Raw genomic sequence first — 17,138 nt, 5'->3', positions numbered from 1 at the left:
AAGAAACACATAAATGTGTTTAGTCGTTTTCATTCCAAAAAAATCACGACATTCTACATTAACTTATAAAAATTATATATTTAAGTTCTTAAATTGGGAAAATATTAAATAAGTAAAATTTCGTTAAAGGAAAAATAACTGTCTGAGCGTAGTTTTTACGAAGCGAGTTTTATTTTTTCTTTATAAAAAAGTTTTGCGTAAAGCGGGGTTGTAAGGGCATGGCGTCTGATGCCCTTACGTTATAATTTCTAATTTTTACTATTAAAATACGAAATAATATTAAATGTGAAGATACAAAATAATAAAAAATAATATAAGGAGTGATATTTTATGAAAAACATTTTTAAAATTCTGATTTTAATTTTAGTTGGGGTAAGTGTGGCTAGTTGTGAACTTTTTAGTCCAAGTTATTGGAATGATGTAAATAGACGTAGAGAAGAAAGAGGAAGAGAATGTTACAGAGATCGTTATGGTAATTTTTACTGTGAAGATACAAAATAATAAAAAATAATACAAGGAGTGATATTATATGAAAAACATTTTTAAAATTCTGATTTTAATTTTAGTTGGGGTAAGTGTGGCTAGTTGTGAACTTTTTAGTCCTTCACGATGGGAAGAATATAATCGGAGCCGAGAAGAAAGAGGTAGAGAATGTTATAGAACTAGTAGTGGTTATTTTTATTGCGAAGATACAAAATAATTGAAAAAAGAAAAACTCCAGTCTAATAAACTAGAGTTTTTTTATTATAAACCAAGTACATCTTTCATTGTATACAGTCCTACTTTTTTTCCAGCAAGAAATTCTATAGCTTTAACTGCACCGTCTGAAAACATTTTTCTTGATAATGCTTCGTGCTTTATTTCTATAATTTCGTCATTTTTTGCATAAATTACGGTATGTTCTCCGACTATATTTCCGCCACGTATAGCGTGAACTCCTATTTCTTTTTCAGCACGTTTACTGTGCCCTTCTCTTCCATAAATTGTTCTGTAGTCTTTTCCATCATTATCCAGATTTTCCTTGACAACTTCAAGTAAAGTATTCGCTGTACCGCTTGGTGCGTCAATTTTTCTGTTGTGATGCTTTTCAATTATTTCAATATCAAAATCCTTTAATAATTTTGTCGCAAAGGCTACAATTTCATTTACGATATTTACTCCAACTGAAGTATTTGTTGCTTTAATTATAGGTATTTGCTTTGATGCTTCCTGGATTTTTGCAATCTGTTCTTCTGAATGTCCAGTTGTAGCAATTAGAACTGGAACTTTTTTATCAATTCCCGCTTCAAGTACATCCTCCAGCAAACTGAAATGTGAAAAATCAATAATCGCATCAAAATCTACATCTTTTTCCTTCAGATTTTCAAAATCCCCATTTCCAAGCGGGTCAACCAGCCCAGCAAATTCATTTCCAGAATTTATTACTGATTCTTTTACATACTGTGCCATAACTCCAGCACCATACACTATTATCTTCATATTTTCTCCTTGCAGTTGTTAAAATTTTGTATAAATAGTTTTACTATAAAAGACCGAAAGTCTCGGTCTTTTCTTCTGATATTTCTATTATTTGCTTTAAATATGTTTTATTGCTAATTTTTATTCTGCACGAATTACTTCCATACGGTAACCATCTGGATCCGTTACGAAATAATAATGTCCAGGTTTACCAGGCAAGCCCATAAGATCTGTTGTCTTGTATCCCATTGCCTTATGTTTTTCATTATCTCCTTCCAAGTCATCCGAAGCAATTGCCAAATGTGAAAAACCATCACCAATTGTATATGAACCGTGACCGTAATTATAAGTCAGCTCAATCTCAAAACTTTCTCCTGGAAGAGTCAAATAAACAATAGTAAATTTATGTTCTGGAAAATCTTTACGTCGGTCTTCCTTAAATCCAAATGCCTTTTCATAAAATTCGATAGATTTTTCTAAATTTTCTACACGTAAACAAGCGTGCAGCATATTTAACATAGCCATTTTGAATCTCCTTTAATCTTAATTTTTATAAAAACATTTATAAAAATGTTCTAACTGCTTCTTGAACCACCCATATCCAGTCTAAGATTTGGAAGTTTTCCTTTTATCACTTTTCTTTCGATTAATGATTCTGAAGCTCCTACTTTTGTCAATCTTTCTATAACTTCGATTATAAATTCATTATTTTCATCCACATCATAATCTGCAGGTACTCCTAAAAGCTCTCTTCCTTCTGGTGTTGAAACTGGAGTATTTATATATTTTATAAGCTGATTTGTGCTTGAATCGAATTTCACTGTTCCCCATACTAAGTCAATATTATCAGAAACTTTATCATTTGGTGCGATTGCTTCTACTGAATGTGCTACTTCTGAAAAGTTTCCATATTGATCTTCATATCCGATAGATGCTTCATAATTTTGATTTACATCAATTTCAGTAATATAATGCGAACCAATTCTTTCATGTCTTATAATTTTTCTATATTCGTGTCCGTTTTTAAATATTTTTATAACTACATTATCAATAACTCCGTTATTTGTAGCTAATCTTTCATAGGTGTCATCACGAATTTCCCAATAAATGTATAATGTTGTAGGATTTTTTGGCATTAGGACAAGTTCATCTGTAAAATACGATGCTGGTAATGGAGCCTTGTCAAAGTAAATATCTTCGTGATTTGATTTACCGTCAAATTCCACACCTTTTGCAAATTTTGAACGGTTAATTTCAGTTTCTACGTATCTACGTCTTATTTGTTCTGACGAAATTTTTTCATAATTAAAATCTAAAGCTGTAAAAATTCTTCTATATTTTCTACCTAGATTTCCTACTAATTTTCTATCAGCAAAGTTTCTGTAAAACGTTCTGCTTCTTTTAATAAAAAAGTATTTTATCAAAATTTTCTCAATAGTTTCCCTTTCGATAACTTCCATTGAAATAAATCTTTCTAATTTTTTCAATTCTTTTTTATTTCTATTCCCAACTAATTTTTCATTAACATAATTTCTATAAAATGTTCTCGTTCTATTTTTTTTCAATTGCTCCATTCCCATTCCACCTTTACATTATTTTTTATTGTTAAATTTATTCAAATATTAGTTTAAAAATATAGATTTACCCTTTGATTATTCAATTAAATAATCTTTTATTTTTTAAATTATTTTACTTTTTATTTATTTTAGTTAAATTAACTATTTTACTTAAACTAAAAAATGCTTAGACAAGCGAGGATTCGTGCGTAGCAGTTTCGCCAAAATCTTCAGATATTATAATTTGAAAAATTGTCATAACTAATATTGCGAAAAAAAGGGGATGATAACTGTTCCCCTTTACTTCATAAAAAAGAAAAACAGATGAATTATATAAAAAATATTTAACTGAATACTCTATGATGAATCTTTTAATTTTTAGAGTTTAAACAAATTTATTATAATTAAATAATCAATTTTAAAATTAATTAACTATATTTTATACATATTATACCACATTTTTTAGAATTTCAAAATTTATTTCCTGCTTAAATTGTTTTGAATCCGTTTTTTTGAGCCTAAAATATCCTGATCTTCTTTTATTTTTTGTTTTTTTGCTCTTTCAATGGCAACTTCTCTTGCCATCCGTTCTGCTTCTGCCTTAGTTGCTTCAACGATATTTACTCCCAAAATAACAACTTTATCCTGACGAACTTCTAGAAATCCTCCTTCCAGATAATATGTCATTTCCTTATTATCCTTTTCACGAACAAGCATTTCCCCAGCACCAATTGGTGTAATGTAGTTAATATGCTTTGCAAGTATTCCAATATCTCCACCTTCTGTACGTAATTTTACAAATTCAACAGGCTTTTCAAAAACCAGCCTTTCTGGAGTTACTGCTTCCAAAATAAATTCCGTTGCCATAAAGCCTCCTTCCATTCCAAAGTATGCTTATTTTATCTAAACTTTCTCATTAGACGTGTTCGATAACTTAAGTTTTTTTATTTCCACAAGGGGTCAAGACCCCTTGCTTCAGAATATTTGTTTTATTAAATTATAAGCACATATAGTTAGTTGTTGAACAGGTCTATTGGAAAACAGGGAAAACATCGTCCCTGTTTTCATTACACATTATTTTAAATTACTCGCTCATCAATTCTCGTGCTTTTGCAACTGCATCTTCAATTGTTCCAACGTATAAGAATGCCTGTTCTGGCAAATCATCATGAAGTCCATCCAGAATTTCTTTAAATCCACGAATTGTTTCCCTTAAAGGTACATATTTACCTTTCATTCCTGTAAACTGTTCTGCTACTGAGAAAGGCTGTGAAAAGAATCTTTGGATTTTTCTAGCACGATTTACTGTTAATTTATCATTTTCATCCAGCTCATCCATTCCTAGAATTGCGATAATATCTTGTAATTCCTTATATCTTTGTAATACTTTCTGAGTTTCCCTTGCAATTTTATAATGCTCATTCCCAACAATTTCAGGCTCAAGTATTCTTGAAGTTGAATCAAGCGGGTCTACTGCTGGATAAATTCCAAGCGATGCAATTTGTCTTGACAATACTGTTGTTGCATCCAAATGGGCGAATGTTGTTGCTGGTGCCGGATCTGTCAAGTCGTCTGCTGGCACATATACAGCTTGTACTGATGTAATTGACCCTGTACTTGTCGATGTTATTCTTTCCTGCAAGGCTCCCATTTCAGTTGCCAAGTTTGGCTGGTATCCTACGGCTGACGGCATTCTTCCAAGTAGAGCCGATACTTCTGATCCTGCCTGAGTAAATCTGAAGATGTTATCAATAAATAAAAGTACGTTTTGTCCTTCCTTATCTCTAAAATATTCCGCCATTGTAAGTGCTGTAAGTCCTACTCTCAATCTTGCTCCAGGTGGCTCATTCATTTGTCCATACACTAATGCTGTCTTATCAATAACTCCACTTTCTGTCATTTCGTTATATAAATCACGTCCCTCACGTGTACGCTCTCCAACTCCTGCAAATACAGAAAGTCCTCCATGCCCTTTCGCAATATTGTTAATCAATTCCTGAATTAATACTGTCTTTCCGACTCCTGCTCCTCCAAAAAGTCCAATTTTTCCACCTTTTAAGTATGGAGCAAGTAAATCTACTACTTTTATTCCTGTTTCAAGTATTTCAGAATCTGTTCCTTGTTGTTCAAATGAGGGTGCATCTTTGTGGATAGATTCCCTTAACACATCTGCATCCAATTTTTCACCATCATCAACCGCTTCTCCAAGCACATTGAAAATTCTTCCTAATGTCGCTCTTCCAACTGGAACTTGAATCGGGTTACCAGTATCTACAACTTCCAGTCCACGTCTTAACCCTTCAGTTCCAGACATTGCAACTGCCCTTACAACATTATTTCCGTTGTGGGCGTGAACTTCAGCTACTAATTTTTCTCCGTTTTCCTTATACACTTCAAGCGCATTATAAATATCAGGCAATTTTTTTTCAAATTTTACATCTATAACCGGCCCAATAACTTGCACTAATTTACCTTTATTCATTAGTTACCTTTAACCTCCTTCTTAGTTTATTCTCAAGTTCTTCAGTTTAAAAATAAATTACTGTACTCCTAAAGAACCGCCAATAATTTCTGTTAATTCCTGTGTTATTTTTCCTTGTCTTTCACGATTATACTGCACTTCCAAGTTTCTTATCATTTCAGCGGCATTATCATTAGCCTGTTTCATTGCTGACATTCTGGCTGAATGCTCACTTGCCGAATTTTCAAGTAAAGACTGATACAATTTTATATTCAGAACTTGTGGCACAAATGAATTTAACACTTCTTCCTCTGACGGATCAAACACATATTCCTTTGTTGGCAATCCTTCCTTTTTTTCTATTGGAAGCAATTTTTCCACTTGAATATTATACTCAATTGCTGATACAAATTTAGAATAAATCATATAAACTTCATCATAAAAATCGTTTAAATAAAACTGAACTACATCTTCACTGATTTTTTTACCAGTTTCAAACATTGTTTCTGGAATCATCTGCGTATACTCACTATCCACATTAATATCCCGATTTTTACAATATTCCTTAGCTTTTCTTCCAATTGTTACAACTGACACGTCTTTTCCTTCTTTTTCAAATTTCTTTCTCATGCTTTCCAGCCTTCTAAAAGTATTTGAGTTAAAACTTCCACATAGCCCACGATCTGATGTCATCACAATAATGCCTACTCTTTTGACTTCTGACTTCCCATCAAAAATTACAAATTTATTTCCTCTAAGGCTTGCGACCAAATTGTCAAAAGCTTCATTTACAGCACGTGCGTAACTTCTTGATTTTAAAGTTAAAACTTGAAATCTCTTAAACTTTGTAGAAGAAACAATATTCATCGCATTTGTGATTTGACTTGTACTTTTTACACTGTCAATTCGCTCTTTAATTTCCTTCATATTTGCTGCCATACTATTTCACCTACTTTACCAGACATATTCACTCTTAAAGCTAGTAATAAACTCATCAAGTTTATTTTTCAGCTCATCATCCAATGATTTTTTTTCACGGATTTCATTTAAAATATTCTCATCATTTCTAAGTGCTTCTATTATATCCTTTTCAAATGTTCTAACTTTTTCAGTCGGAACATTGTCAAAATATCCATTTGTAACACAGTAAAATGAAATAACCTGTTCTTGAACTTTGAATGGAGTGTATTGCGACTGTTTTAGGACTTCCATAATTTTAGATCCTCGATTAAGCTGATCTCTAGTCGCCTTATCCAAATCCGATCCAAATTGCGTAAATGCCAAAAGCTCATTATATTGTGCAAGTTCCAGTTTTACTTTTGAAGCAACCTGTTTCATAGCTTTAATTTGTGCCGCTCCTCCAACCCGTGATACAGAAACTCCTGCATTTATGGCTGGTCTAAATCCTGAATTAAATAAATCTGTTTCCAAGAATATCTGTCCGTCTGTTATTGAAATAACATTTGTCGGAATGTATGCCGAAATATCTCCAGCTTGTGTTTCTACAATCGGAAGTGCTGTAATTGAACCTCCGCCTAGTTTATCGCTTAATTTTGCGGCTCTTTCAAGAAGTCTTGAGTGAAGATAGAAAACATCTCCAGGATAGGCTTCTCTTCCTGGTGGACGTTTTAACAATAGCGACATTTCACGGTAAGCTACCGCATGTTTTGATAAATCATCATAAACTATCAGTACATCTTTTCCCTGATCCATAAAATATTCACCCATGGCAACCCCTGAATATGGTGCCAAATATTGAAGTGGTGCAGATTCCGAAGCAGTTGCCGCAACAATGATTGTATATTCTAAAGCCCCTGTTTCTTCCAGTTTTTTATAAATTTGTGCGACTGTAGATCTTTTCTGTCCAATTGCGACATAAATACATATAACATCGTTATTTTTTTGATTTATAATAGAGTCAATCGCAATTGCCGTCTTACCAGTCTGTCTGTCTCCAATTATCAATTCCCTTTGTCCTTTTCCAATCGGAAACATTCCGTCTATTGCCTTTATTCCTGTCTGCATAGGCTGTGTAACAGGTTTTCTTGCGATAATTCCCGACGCCTGTCTCTCAATTGGCATATATTTATCAGCTGTTATTGTCCCTTTTCCATCAATAGGATTTCCAAGTGCATCGACTACTCTTCCAAGCAGCTCATTTCCAGCTGGAACTTCAGCTACTTTTCCCAATCCTTTTACTATACTTCCTTCTTTTATTCCTTGTGTTTTTCCAAAAATTACTGCTCCAATGTTACTTTCTTCCAAGTTTAGTGCCATTCCGACAGTTCCATTTTCAAACTCCAAAAGCTCTCCTGCCATAGCATCACTTAATCCGTAGATTCTAGCAATTCCATCTCCCACTTCCAAGACTGTTCCAGTGTTAGAAATATCCAGTGAACTTTTATAATTTTCAATTTCGCTTCGGATTATTTTACTTATTTCTTCTGGCTTGATTCTCAAAGAAAAGCACCTCCGTTTCTAAAAATTTTTCTTTATTTCCTCAATCTGATTTTTTATTGAACCGTTAATAACTTCATTTCCAATTTTTAAAATTCCTCCACCGATTATTTCCTTATCAACTTTAAGATTCAAAACGATTTTTTTACCATATTTGTTTTCAAGTTTTTTTATTAACTGTTCTCTTTGCGTTTCCGATAGCTCCTTTGCAAATATAGCAGTTATTGGAAGTTTATTGTTTTCTTCGTAGTAAAGTTTTAAAAAATATTCTTTTATATCACTGACAAGGGATAATCGCTGTTTTCTTACAATATATTTTATTATTCCAAGTGCTTCTTTTGTCACATGATCAAATGATTTTTCTAAAAATTTTTCTTTTTCTGGAAATTTTTTCAAAGGATCTTCCAAAATTTTTCTAAATTCCTCTTCTTCCTCGTAGTTTTCCATAAGAATATTTAATACTTCCCGAACTTCATTTATATTGTCAGAAGATTTTGCTATATTATAAATTGCCGCTGCATATCTTTTTGCAATCTCATCATTAGCCATTCTAATCTCCTATCTCATTAATAAACTTATTTATAGTTTCATCTTGTTTATCATCAATATTTTCTTTAATGATTTTTTCTGCAAGTTCAACTGCCATTTCTCCAACTTCCTTTTGAAGTTCAAATTTGGCATTTTGTCGCATTTTTTCAATATCAGCTTCTGCTTTCATCATCATTCTTTCACGATTGCTCATAGCTTGTGATATAACCTGATCTTTTCTGTCATCCGCCTGTCTTTCAGCTTTTATCAAAATGTCATTAGCACGTCTTTTAGATTCTTTTTTCAGTTTTTCCATTAATTTTTTCTGTTCTTCCAGTTTTTCCTTTTCGTTCTCAACTATTTCCATTTCAGACAACGCTAATTTTTTTCTGTCCTCAAGCACTTTACCAATTTTTTTTGCAAAAGCTCGTGAAAAAAAATAGATTAACACTATAAAGTTTATTATTTGAATAGCCATCGTAAAATCGATGTTTACTAATTTTGCTCCTTCATTCATTTTTTCTCCTTAATTTACATTAACCCTATTTTGTTTCTTTTTATTCTTACTTTATAATAACTTTCATAACAATATTATTTTATTTTTTCTGATTCTAAAAATACTGGATATTTTTTATTATCCTTTTAAGAAAATCAATAAGAAAGCTATTACCAACGCATAAATTGCTGATGATTCTGTAATTGCAAGCCCTGTGATTAATGTTTGCATAATGTCCTGTTTAGCTTCAGGCTGTCTTGACACTGCCTCTACTGCATAACCAGTTGCTATCCCTTGCCCTAATCCTGCTCCAATTCCTCCTACTGCTGCAATTCCTGCTCCTAATAAAGCTGCCGCTTGAACTATTCCTTCCATTCTTTAATCCTCCTAATTTATATTATTTTTTATTTTCTTTATTTTAAAAAACTATATTTTAATTATAATTCTCTTATTTATACAAAATCTTAATTTCGTTGACTTTGAACATATAAAAGAACTACAGATCTGTTTTTATTCCTCTTCTCCCAATGCTTCACCTATATAAACTGATGAAAGTATTGTAAATACAAATGCCTGTACTATTCCAATAAATAAATCCAAATAAAGCTGTATTAACATCGGCCATCCAACCGAAAATGAAAAACTTCCCTTTAGCATATTATTTGTCATTGATTGAAGTAATCCACGTCCAACAAGACTGTATAGCAGTCCTACAATTACAAGTCCCGCAAGCATATTTCCAAAAAGCCGCATTGAAGTATTTAACACTTTTGAAAAAATATCAACTACATTTAATGGAAACATAAACCACATTGGCTCAAACAATGATTTTATATACCCTTTTAGACTTTTTTGCTTTATAGAAACTGCCAAAAAGACAACAATTACAACAAGTGATAATCCAATTGTAGTATTTGGATCTGCTGTTGGCGTTCTAAAAAACGGTTTTACCGTTCTAATTCCATTTTCCTTTACTGCCATCATAATAAACGGAAATAAGAAAGTACTTAAATTTGAAAACATTATAAATGCAAACAATGCCGCAAAAAACGGTATATAAGTTTTTTTATGTTTTCCAAAAGTAGTCAAAAAAGTATTTTCAATAAAATGATAGTATTCTTCCATAACAATCTGCATTTTTCCAGGTTTTTCGACACTTATATTCTTTGTTCCAGCTCTTACAATAAATATAATTATAATCATAATTGCCCATGTATCAAGAACTGTCTGACTTAATGAAAATTTAAAGTTCCCAAAAACAAAATTAAAATAATGCGGTGCTTCTACAACCGAACTTGGAGACTCAAATTTTACTGGTAAAAATGTCGAAATAATTGATAAAATAACATTTACAACGACCATCATAAGAAATAAGAATCCCAAAAATTTAAAAATTTTATTTTTCATTATCTCCCTCCTTTCTCTCAACTTTGAGCAAAGATTTAATATTCTTTGTTACATATAATCATTATACTCCAATTAAATTCATTTTGCAAATTTTATTCTTATTCAATTTATTCCTTTATTTAAGCAATTTTCTCTGTATTTTCCCATACCAAATAGCAAATTAATTAAATCACTTTCTTTTTGTTTTTCTCATTGCCTCCTTCAAACAGTACAATTAATTTATCATTTTTATTTAATCTAATCTTCTTATTCTTGCTTACATTTAAATGAACACCATGATCATTTTTCTTTTCCACTCTTTCATCCATATCTCTATATCCTAATAAAATAGTTCCTTCATTTGCTACAATTGTAGAAAGTTCTTTAAAAGTATATTCTCTGTCAAAATTTTCAATATAGTTATCTGCTGAAAACATATAAATTTCACAGCCTTCTCCGCTAAATAATTCGTCAAAAACATAATAAAGTCTTTTTTCTTCAGACAGCTGACTAATTACTGAACTTATTATCGTATCACTTATTATATAATCAGATACTTCCGTCAATTCCACAATTTCTCTATTCTTTTCATCACATATTTCAATAACAATACTTTTTTCTTGTAACGAACATTTATTATTTTTTTCAAGCAATTTTTTTATCAGTAACATTGTAAGCATTGATTTGGCATCCTTTTCCTGTGTTTCAAGATTATCATAACCTAAAATTATAATGTTCTCATAACTTTCAAGATTAAACTTTTCTCCAACATATTCTTTTTCAGAAACTCTGTAATCCGTAATATCTTCATTCGTTACATTTTCAGAACCAAAATTATCTTTTAAGTGTTTTTCTACTTCCTCATCCATTTTTGCAATTATATGAACTTCTGAATCTGTACTCACATATTCGTATAATTCATTAATTATTTTATATATTCTTTTGTTATATCCTAAAATTAATGTCTTACTTTTAGGCAAAATTACATCTTCCATATCACTTTTCCATTGAAATTTTTCTATTTTTAACTCTTCAAAATGGAATTCAGGATAACCATCATCAGACTGAAAAAGAATAAGCTCATCTCCTTCCTCTATTACACATCCTATATTTTCACCATCTATTATATTATTATTAAACTTTTTGTAAGGATTTAAAATTATATTTTTTTGTATTCCTGATAACTTGCCCTCTGCCATTTCTGTTTGATAAATTTCTTTCAAATTATTTTTATCCAAATTTTTCTTACATATTCCTAGTACAATACTTGTAGTACAATTTAAAGAAATTTCTTTAAATGTTTTACCTATGAGTCCTTTTCCAGCTTTAGAAAAGTAAATTTTATCATTATCATAACTTAAAATTTCTGTCGCAATGACACTAAAACCTGGTTGTCTACTTATTTGTGCTGTAATCCGTGATAACCATTTCTCAGTTGGAATATATAATATATTTTCATTTTCTTCATTTTGGAAACAAAAATCCATCAACTCTTTATTGCGTTCATCTTTTATTTCAGTAATTATTTTCTTTGCTTTCTTTCTCAACGCTAAAATACATTTTATAGTATTTATATCTTCTTTATCTTCCTCTGAAGAAAGTATAATTACTGATTCTGCATTTTCAGGATGAACTATGTTTAAATCATCCGTATCTATAATGCTTCCTGAACGACAATAGATTTTAGTTTGATAAATTTTATGACTTTTTTCACCTAGTGAATTATGAAAATTTTTTAAAAGCTCTTTTTGATTTATTCTTAAATTTATTTCATCTTCCATTTTTATTTTATCATTTTTAGAAAGTATCACTATTTTTTTATTTCTATGATTCGCATTTGAAATAACAAGTTCACTTATTATATTAAATATTGTTGGATTCCATCCTAAAATGAGAGTAAAATCTTTTTTTACAATCTCTGTCTTCCCTTTACGAATTTCAATAAACATATTCTCAAGTCCTGTTGTTAAAGCCCCAACTAATGCCCCAAAAATTAATGCTCCAAGTAATGTTACTATAGCAGCTATTATTCTATACCCCCATAATTTAGCGTTTTGTAATCCACCTGGATCTATTACACGTAAAAAATTTTGCCAAATTGCTTCAATTAAACTCAAGCTGTCAGTTTCATTATTAGGTTTTAAATCCATCAGCACTAGCATGACTGAAAATATAATAACTATCAAAATCATTGTTACTGCTAACCATGCTATTATTGATACGGTTCCTTTTGATAATGTTTCTTCTAACATCCCTTGTATTTTATTTTTCAATTTAATTCTGTTAAAAGAATCGTATTCCTTTTTCATAAAATTTTTCTCCTATTTTTTAACCAAATTTTAATTATATTAAAAATATTTCTCATTTTTTTGATTAAATAAAAAATAATTCAACAAAAACTCATATAAATTTAAGTATAGCATTAAAGTTTTTACTCAATTTTATAATCTATAATATTAAAAAATTAAATTTATTTTTATATTTATACTCTATATTATATCCAATTTTTTATTTTTTTCAAACTTTATTCAAATTTTTTTATAAATTATTGAAAAAATCAGTATCACCAAAGTCATAACAACTTCAATAATACTGATTTTTTCTAAATTCAGATACTAAAATTCCTGATTGCCATTATTAGAATAAGGTCCTTGTGCCAAGCTGTTTGTAGCATTTTTAGGATTTGTCAGTAATGATTTGTAGCTAAAGAATATACTTCCTTTTACTTCTGGGTAATTTCTGTTGAAATTCACCTGATTTATTAATTCTTTTGCATTTTGCCAATCATTAACTTTGTATGCGGCTTGTCCGATATAAAGGTCTGTTTGCGTTTGCCCTGCATATTTGCTCCACCATTTTACAAGCGTATTGTACTCAGCTGATTTATGCCCTTGATTCCAGTAAATTTGTGGTGCCACGTAATCTATCCAGCCTTTATTCATCCATAATAAAATATCTGCATATAAATCATCATAATTTTGAACTCCAGCTTTTGTTGCAGAACCTCTTGACGGATCAGTGGAAGCATTTCTCCATACTCCAAACGGACTTATTCCAAATTCCACATTTTTATTTTCTTTTTTTATAGAAGTATGCAATTTTTCAACTAATTTATTTACATTATCTCTTCTCCAGTCTCCAACTGATGCAAATTTACTTCCATATTTCTGATACTGTGCAGAATCTGGATATTCTTGATTTTTAACTTTGTATGGATAAAAATAATCGTCCATATGAACACCATCAACATCATAATTTTTCACAACTTCAACAATACTATTCACAACATAATCATTAACTTCAGGAATTCCTGGATTTAAGTATAATTGCCCACCATAAGCCACTGTCCATTCAGGTTTTTTACGTCCAATATTATCTTTTGACAATCTGTCTCTTGAACCTGATGTAGAAAGTCTGTATGGATTAAACCATGCATGAAACTCGATTCCTCTTTTGTGCGCTTCTTCTACCATGAACTTTAACGGATCGTATCCAGGGTTTATTCCTTGTGTTCCTGTTAAATACTCAGACCATGGCGAATATTTAGAGGGATAAAAAGCATCAGCTGTTGGTTTGATTTGTACAAACACAGCGTTCATATTCCATTTTTTTACATTGTCAAGAATTGTCAAAAATTCTCTTTTTTGCTGCTCTACGCTAAGTCCCTTCTTAGATGGCCAGTCAATATTGCTTACACTTGCTACCCATACTCCTCTTAATTCGCTGTTTCTTGTTACTTTTTGATTATTAACTTTTGACGCATTTTGGTTGTTTCCCATTATAATATTAGAGGCATTTAATGTCGCCGCCGTTAAAACTGTAATTGCTAATAATGATATTTTTTTTAAAATTGATTTCACCAATATCTCCTTTCTGAATGTTAAATCTTCAATATCATTTTAGTACATTTTTCCTAAATTTTCAATACATTATCCTTATTTTTTTACATTTTTTCAATTTTTCTTATTCTTCTCCCAAAGTTGCCACCATAACCGCTTTAATCGTATGCATTCTATTTTCAGCCTCATCAAATACAACAGAATTTTTACTTCTGAACACTTCATCAGTAACTTCCATTTCCTTAATTCCGTACTTCTTTTCAATTTCCTGTGCAACTTTTGTATTCAAGTCATGAAATGCAGGAAGGCAATGCATAAACAAATAGTCCTCCTTTGCGTGTTTTACAAGCTCGCTATTTACTTGATAATATGAAAGTCTATTTATTCTCTCATCCCAGACATCGTAAGATTCTCCCATAGACACCCAGACATCCGTATAAATCACATCTGCATCCTTAACTCCACCAATTCGGTCATCGGTAAATGAAACACGCCCTCCATTTTCTTCAGCCAGTTTCAAGGCAGTTTCAGCCAGTTCCTTATCTGGAAAATATTGTTTCGGAGCAACAATTGTAAAATCCATCCCAAATTTTGCCGTGCCAATCATAAGTGAACTTGCCATATTATTTTTTCCATCTCCAAGATACGCAAACTTAATTCCCTTCAAAGTTCCCTTTTTCTCTAAAATAGTCAAAAAATCCGCTAAAACCTGTGTCGGATGAAACTCAGTCGTAAGCCCGTTCCACACAGGTACTCCAGAATATTCCGCCAATGCTTCTACCAAATTCTGTCCATATCCGCGATACTCAATTCCATCATAAAATCTTCCCAAAACTTTTGCAGTATCCTCAATCGACTCCTTATCATCCATCTGAGAAGTAGAAGGCCCAATATAAGTAACATTCGCCCCCTGATCATAAGCCGCAACCTCAAAAGCACATCTAGTCCGTGTCGAAGTCTTTTCAAAAATCAATGCAATATTTTTACCAGTCAACTTTTTCTCTTCAGTCTTATTTTTCTTATCTTCCTTCAATTTTTTCGCTAAATTCAATAAATATTGTAATTCTTCTGTTGTAAAGTCTAATAATTTTAAAAACGAACGTCCTTTTAACATGCCTTTACCTCTTTTCTTAATTTTTATTTTTTATTCTAAAATACTCATCTAACACATTTTTTTCAATTTCCTTCAATTTTTGCACATTTTCAACAATTTTTTTATTCTCTCCAACATACCGAATCAATTTCATATTTTCATCAAAATAGTACCTCTTTTCAGAAATTTTTGATTTTCTGCTGTCAAAAACTTCTCCAACTTTCATATTATCTCTTTTATACCATTCAGCGTTCACATAATACGGAACATTATATTTTTCAGTTTTATCAAAAATAAAATAAACTTTCCCATTTTTTACATAATACTCTGTCGTTCCTCTCCAGGTTTCACCAAAATATTCAGTTATAATTTTCTTAACAATTCCATTTTGAAAATAATATCTTATAACACCACCCTCTATACTCTGTTCATCATCTTCAATTTCCTTCACAATATAATTCTTTATAGCACTAGTACTTGCATAATCTTTCCTAATTTGAGCAATCTTACTTTCAACATTTACATTACCAAAATTTACCAAACTTACCAAAACAACTATTATCACACTTTTTCTAAAAATTTTCATAAAATCTCCCCTTTAAATTATAATTTTTCATTTATTCAATATAATTTTACCTCAATAACTTCTAATTTACAATATTATTTAAAAAAAAATTAAATTTATTTTAAAATTTTGTCCAAAATTAAAATTGCCTCATCAATTTCTTCCTTGCTCACATTAAATGGCGGAAAAAATCTTACAACGTTATTTCCAGCTCCAACTAACAGCAGACCATTTTCCAATGCTTTTAAAACAACATCTTTTCCCAAGACTCTGCTTTCATCAAATTTTATTCCCAAAAGCAGACCTTTCCCACGAATTTCCTCAATAAAATTATATTTCCCCTTCAATTCTTCCAATTTTTTAAGAGAATACTGCCCTTTTTCCACAACATCCTTTTCAACCAGTTTATTGTCAATCAATTCATGTAAAACAGCATTTGCAACAGCACAGACTAGCGGATTCCCTCCATAAGTTGAACCATGATCTCCAGGCTCTAAAACATCGTTTGCCTTGCCCTTTGTAAGAGCTGCTCCAATTGGAACACCGCCACCAAGCGACTTTGCCACAGTGACAATATCTGGAATAATCTCAAAATTTTCATAAGCAAACAATTTTCCAGTTCTTCCCATTCCGCATTGAATTTCATCAAAAATTACAAGTGTGTTATATTTTTCACTCAACTCCTTTATCGCCTGCATAAATTCGGGTGTTGCACTTTCCAGCCCACTTTCCCCTTGAATCGGCTCTAAAATTATGGCTGCTGTTTTCTCGCCCACTTTTGCCTTCAAATCTTTCACATCATTAAAATTACATTGTGCAACATTGGAAATCAAAGGCTCAAAAGGTTTCTGATATTTAGGCTGTCCTGTTACTGCCAATGCTCCTGTTGAACGTCCGTGAAATGAATTTTTCATATAAATTATTTCAGTTTTGTCAATGATTTTATTTCCATTTTCATCATACGATAAATTATTTCCATATTTATGAGCAATTTTTATTGCCAGCTCAATTGCTTCTGTTCCACTGTTCGTAAAAAATACTTTCTCCATCGCACTGTTTTCTGTAAGTTTTTTTGCCAGCTCTAATTGAGGCTCGCTGTAATAAAGATTTGAAATATGTATCAATTTTTTACTTTGTTCAGTCAAAGCATTTATAATTACTGGACTTGCATGCCCCAGACAGTTTACGGATATTCCCGATACAAAATCTAAATATTCATTCCCTTCATTGTCATAAATATATGTTCCTTTTCCTTTTTCAAATATTTTATTATAACGGTTATACACATTTAATAACATT

18 protein-coding genes are annotated in these 17,138 nt (G+C 31.1%); 2 read left to right on the top strand and 16 right to left on the bottom strand.

Going from position 1 to position 17,138, the window contains the following annotated elements; translation table 11 throughout:
• Nucleotides 1–330: 330 nt before the first annotated feature.
• Both QU666_RS04660 and QU666_RS04655 read left to right on the top strand, forming a co-directional pair.
• The gene (locus tag QU666_RS04660) at nt 331–501 is read left to right on the top strand and encodes a hypothetical protein (RefSeq protein ID WP_304984870.1); all 171 of its coding nucleotides are present in this window, start codon (nt 331–333) and stop codon (nt 499–501) included.
• Between the two features lie 28 nt (nt 502–529).
• On the top strand, nt 530–700 hold the full coding sequence (locus QU666_RS04655; protein WP_021769426.1) for a hypothetical protein: 171 nt from the start codon (nt 530–532) through the stop codon (nt 698–700).
• A 44-nt stretch (nt 701–744) separates the two neighbouring features.
• Here QU666_RS04655 and dapB read toward each other — a convergent pair whose 3' ends face one another.
• From dapB to QU666_RS04575, 16 genes are all read right to left on the bottom strand, one after another.
• Nucleotides 745–1,479: a 4-hydroxy-tetrahydrodipicolinate reductase gene (dapB, locus tag QU666_RS04650; protein ID WP_021769427.1), complete on the bottom strand. Its 735-nt coding sequence runs from the start codon at nt 1,477–1,479 to the stop codon at nt 745–747.
• Nucleotides 1,480–1,599: 120 nt separating this feature from the next.
• The gene (locus QU666_RS04645) at nt 1,600–1,983 is read right to left on the bottom strand and encodes a VOC family protein (protein WP_021769428.1); all 384 of its coding nucleotides are present in this window, start codon (nt 1,981–1,983) and stop codon (nt 1,600–1,602) included.
• Nucleotides 1,984–2,033: 50 nt separating this feature from the next.
• Nucleotides 2,034–3,032 carry a DUF4912 domain-containing protein gene (locus tag QU666_RS04640; RefSeq protein WP_036071114.1) on the bottom strand — a complete coding sequence of 333 codons (999 nt, stop codon included), beginning with the start codon at nt 3,030–3,032 and terminating at the stop codon, nt 2,034–2,036.
• A gap of 459 nt (nt 3,033–3,491) precedes the next feature.
• Entirely contained in the window at nt 3,492–3,881 is a 390-nt protein-coding gene (atpC, locus tag QU666_RS04635) for an ATP synthase F1 subunit epsilon (RefSeq protein WP_026746987.1), read from the bottom strand.
• Nucleotides 3,882–4,098: 217 nt separating this feature from the next.
• A complete protein-coding gene (atpD, locus tag QU666_RS04630) occupies nt 4,099–5,496 on the bottom strand; it encodes a F0F1 ATP synthase subunit beta (RefSeq protein ID WP_006803459.1) in 1,398 nt (465 codons plus the stop codon).
• 57 nt (nt 5,497–5,553) lie between these two features.
• Complete coding sequence (gene atpG / locus QU666_RS04625) at nt 5,554–6,414, bottom strand: ATP synthase F1 subunit gamma (protein ID WP_021769430.1); 861 nt, start codon at nt 6,412–6,414, stop codon at nt 5,554–5,556.
• Between the two features lie 15 nt (nt 6,415–6,429).
• Nucleotides 6,430–7,935, bottom strand: a complete 1,506-nt coding sequence (gene atpA / locus QU666_RS04620; protein ID WP_021769431.1) for a F0F1 ATP synthase subunit alpha — start codon at nt 7,933–7,935, stop codon at nt 6,430–6,432.
• 18 nt (nt 7,936–7,953) lie between these two features.
• Nucleotides 7,954–8,481 (bottom strand): ATP synthase F1 subunit delta, encoded by a 528-nt coding sequence (atpH, locus tag QU666_RS04615; RefSeq protein WP_021769432.1) that lies wholly within the window; start codon nt 8,479–8,481, stop codon nt 7,954–7,956.
• A 1-nt stretch (nt 8,482) separates the two neighbouring features.
• On the bottom strand, nt 8,483–8,977 hold the full coding sequence (gene atpF / locus QU666_RS04610) for a F0F1 ATP synthase subunit B (protein WP_021769433.1): 495 nt from the start codon (nt 8,975–8,977) through the stop codon (nt 8,483–8,485).
• A 117-nt stretch (nt 8,978–9,094) separates the two neighbouring features.
• Complete coding sequence (gene atpE / locus QU666_RS04605; protein ID WP_006803454.1) at nt 9,095–9,331, bottom strand: ATP synthase F0 subunit C; 237 nt, start codon at nt 9,329–9,331, stop codon at nt 9,095–9,097.
• 135 nt (nt 9,332–9,466) lie between these two features.
• Nucleotides 9,467–10,363, bottom strand: a complete 897-nt coding sequence (atpB, locus tag QU666_RS04600; RefSeq protein ID WP_021769434.1) for a F0F1 ATP synthase subunit A — start codon at nt 10,361–10,363, stop codon at nt 9,467–9,469.
• Nucleotides 10,364–10,527: 164 nt separating this feature from the next.
• Nucleotides 10,528–12,651 (bottom strand): hypothetical protein, encoded by a 2,124-nt coding sequence (locus QU666_RS04595; protein ID WP_021769435.1) that lies wholly within the window; start codon nt 12,649–12,651, stop codon nt 10,528–10,530.
• A 306-nt stretch (nt 12,652–12,957) separates the two neighbouring features.
• Nucleotides 12,958–14,202 (bottom strand): glycoside hydrolase family 10 protein, encoded by a 1,245-nt coding sequence (locus QU666_RS04590; protein ID WP_021769979.1) that lies wholly within the window; start codon nt 14,200–14,202, stop codon nt 12,958–12,960.
• A 103-nt stretch (nt 14,203–14,305) separates the two neighbouring features.
• Nucleotides 14,306–15,295, bottom strand: coding sequence for an ornithine carbamoyltransferase (gene argF / locus QU666_RS04585; protein WP_021769978.1), 990 nt, complete (start codon nt 15,293–15,295; stop codon nt 14,306–14,308).
• Nucleotides 15,296–15,311: 16 nt separating this feature from the next.
• Nucleotides 15,312–15,860 (bottom strand): hypothetical protein, encoded by a 549-nt coding sequence (locus tag QU666_RS04580; RefSeq protein WP_021769977.1) that lies wholly within the window; start codon nt 15,858–15,860, stop codon nt 15,312–15,314.
• A 95-nt stretch (nt 15,861–15,955) separates the two neighbouring features.
• Nucleotides 15,956–17,137 (bottom strand): aspartate aminotransferase family protein, encoded by a 1,182-nt coding sequence (locus QU666_RS04575; RefSeq protein WP_021769976.1) that lies wholly within the window; start codon nt 17,135–17,137, stop codon nt 15,956–15,958.
• Nucleotide 17,138: the final 1 nt, after the last annotated feature.

Origin of the sequence: Leptotrichia sp. HMT-225, from assembly GCF_030644325.1 — a bacterium.
GTDB lineage: Bacteria > Fusobacteriota > Fusobacteriia > Fusobacteriales > Leptotrichiaceae > Leptotrichia > Leptotrichia massiliensis.
This window is presented reverse-complemented; position numbering and strand designations above follow the sequence as displayed.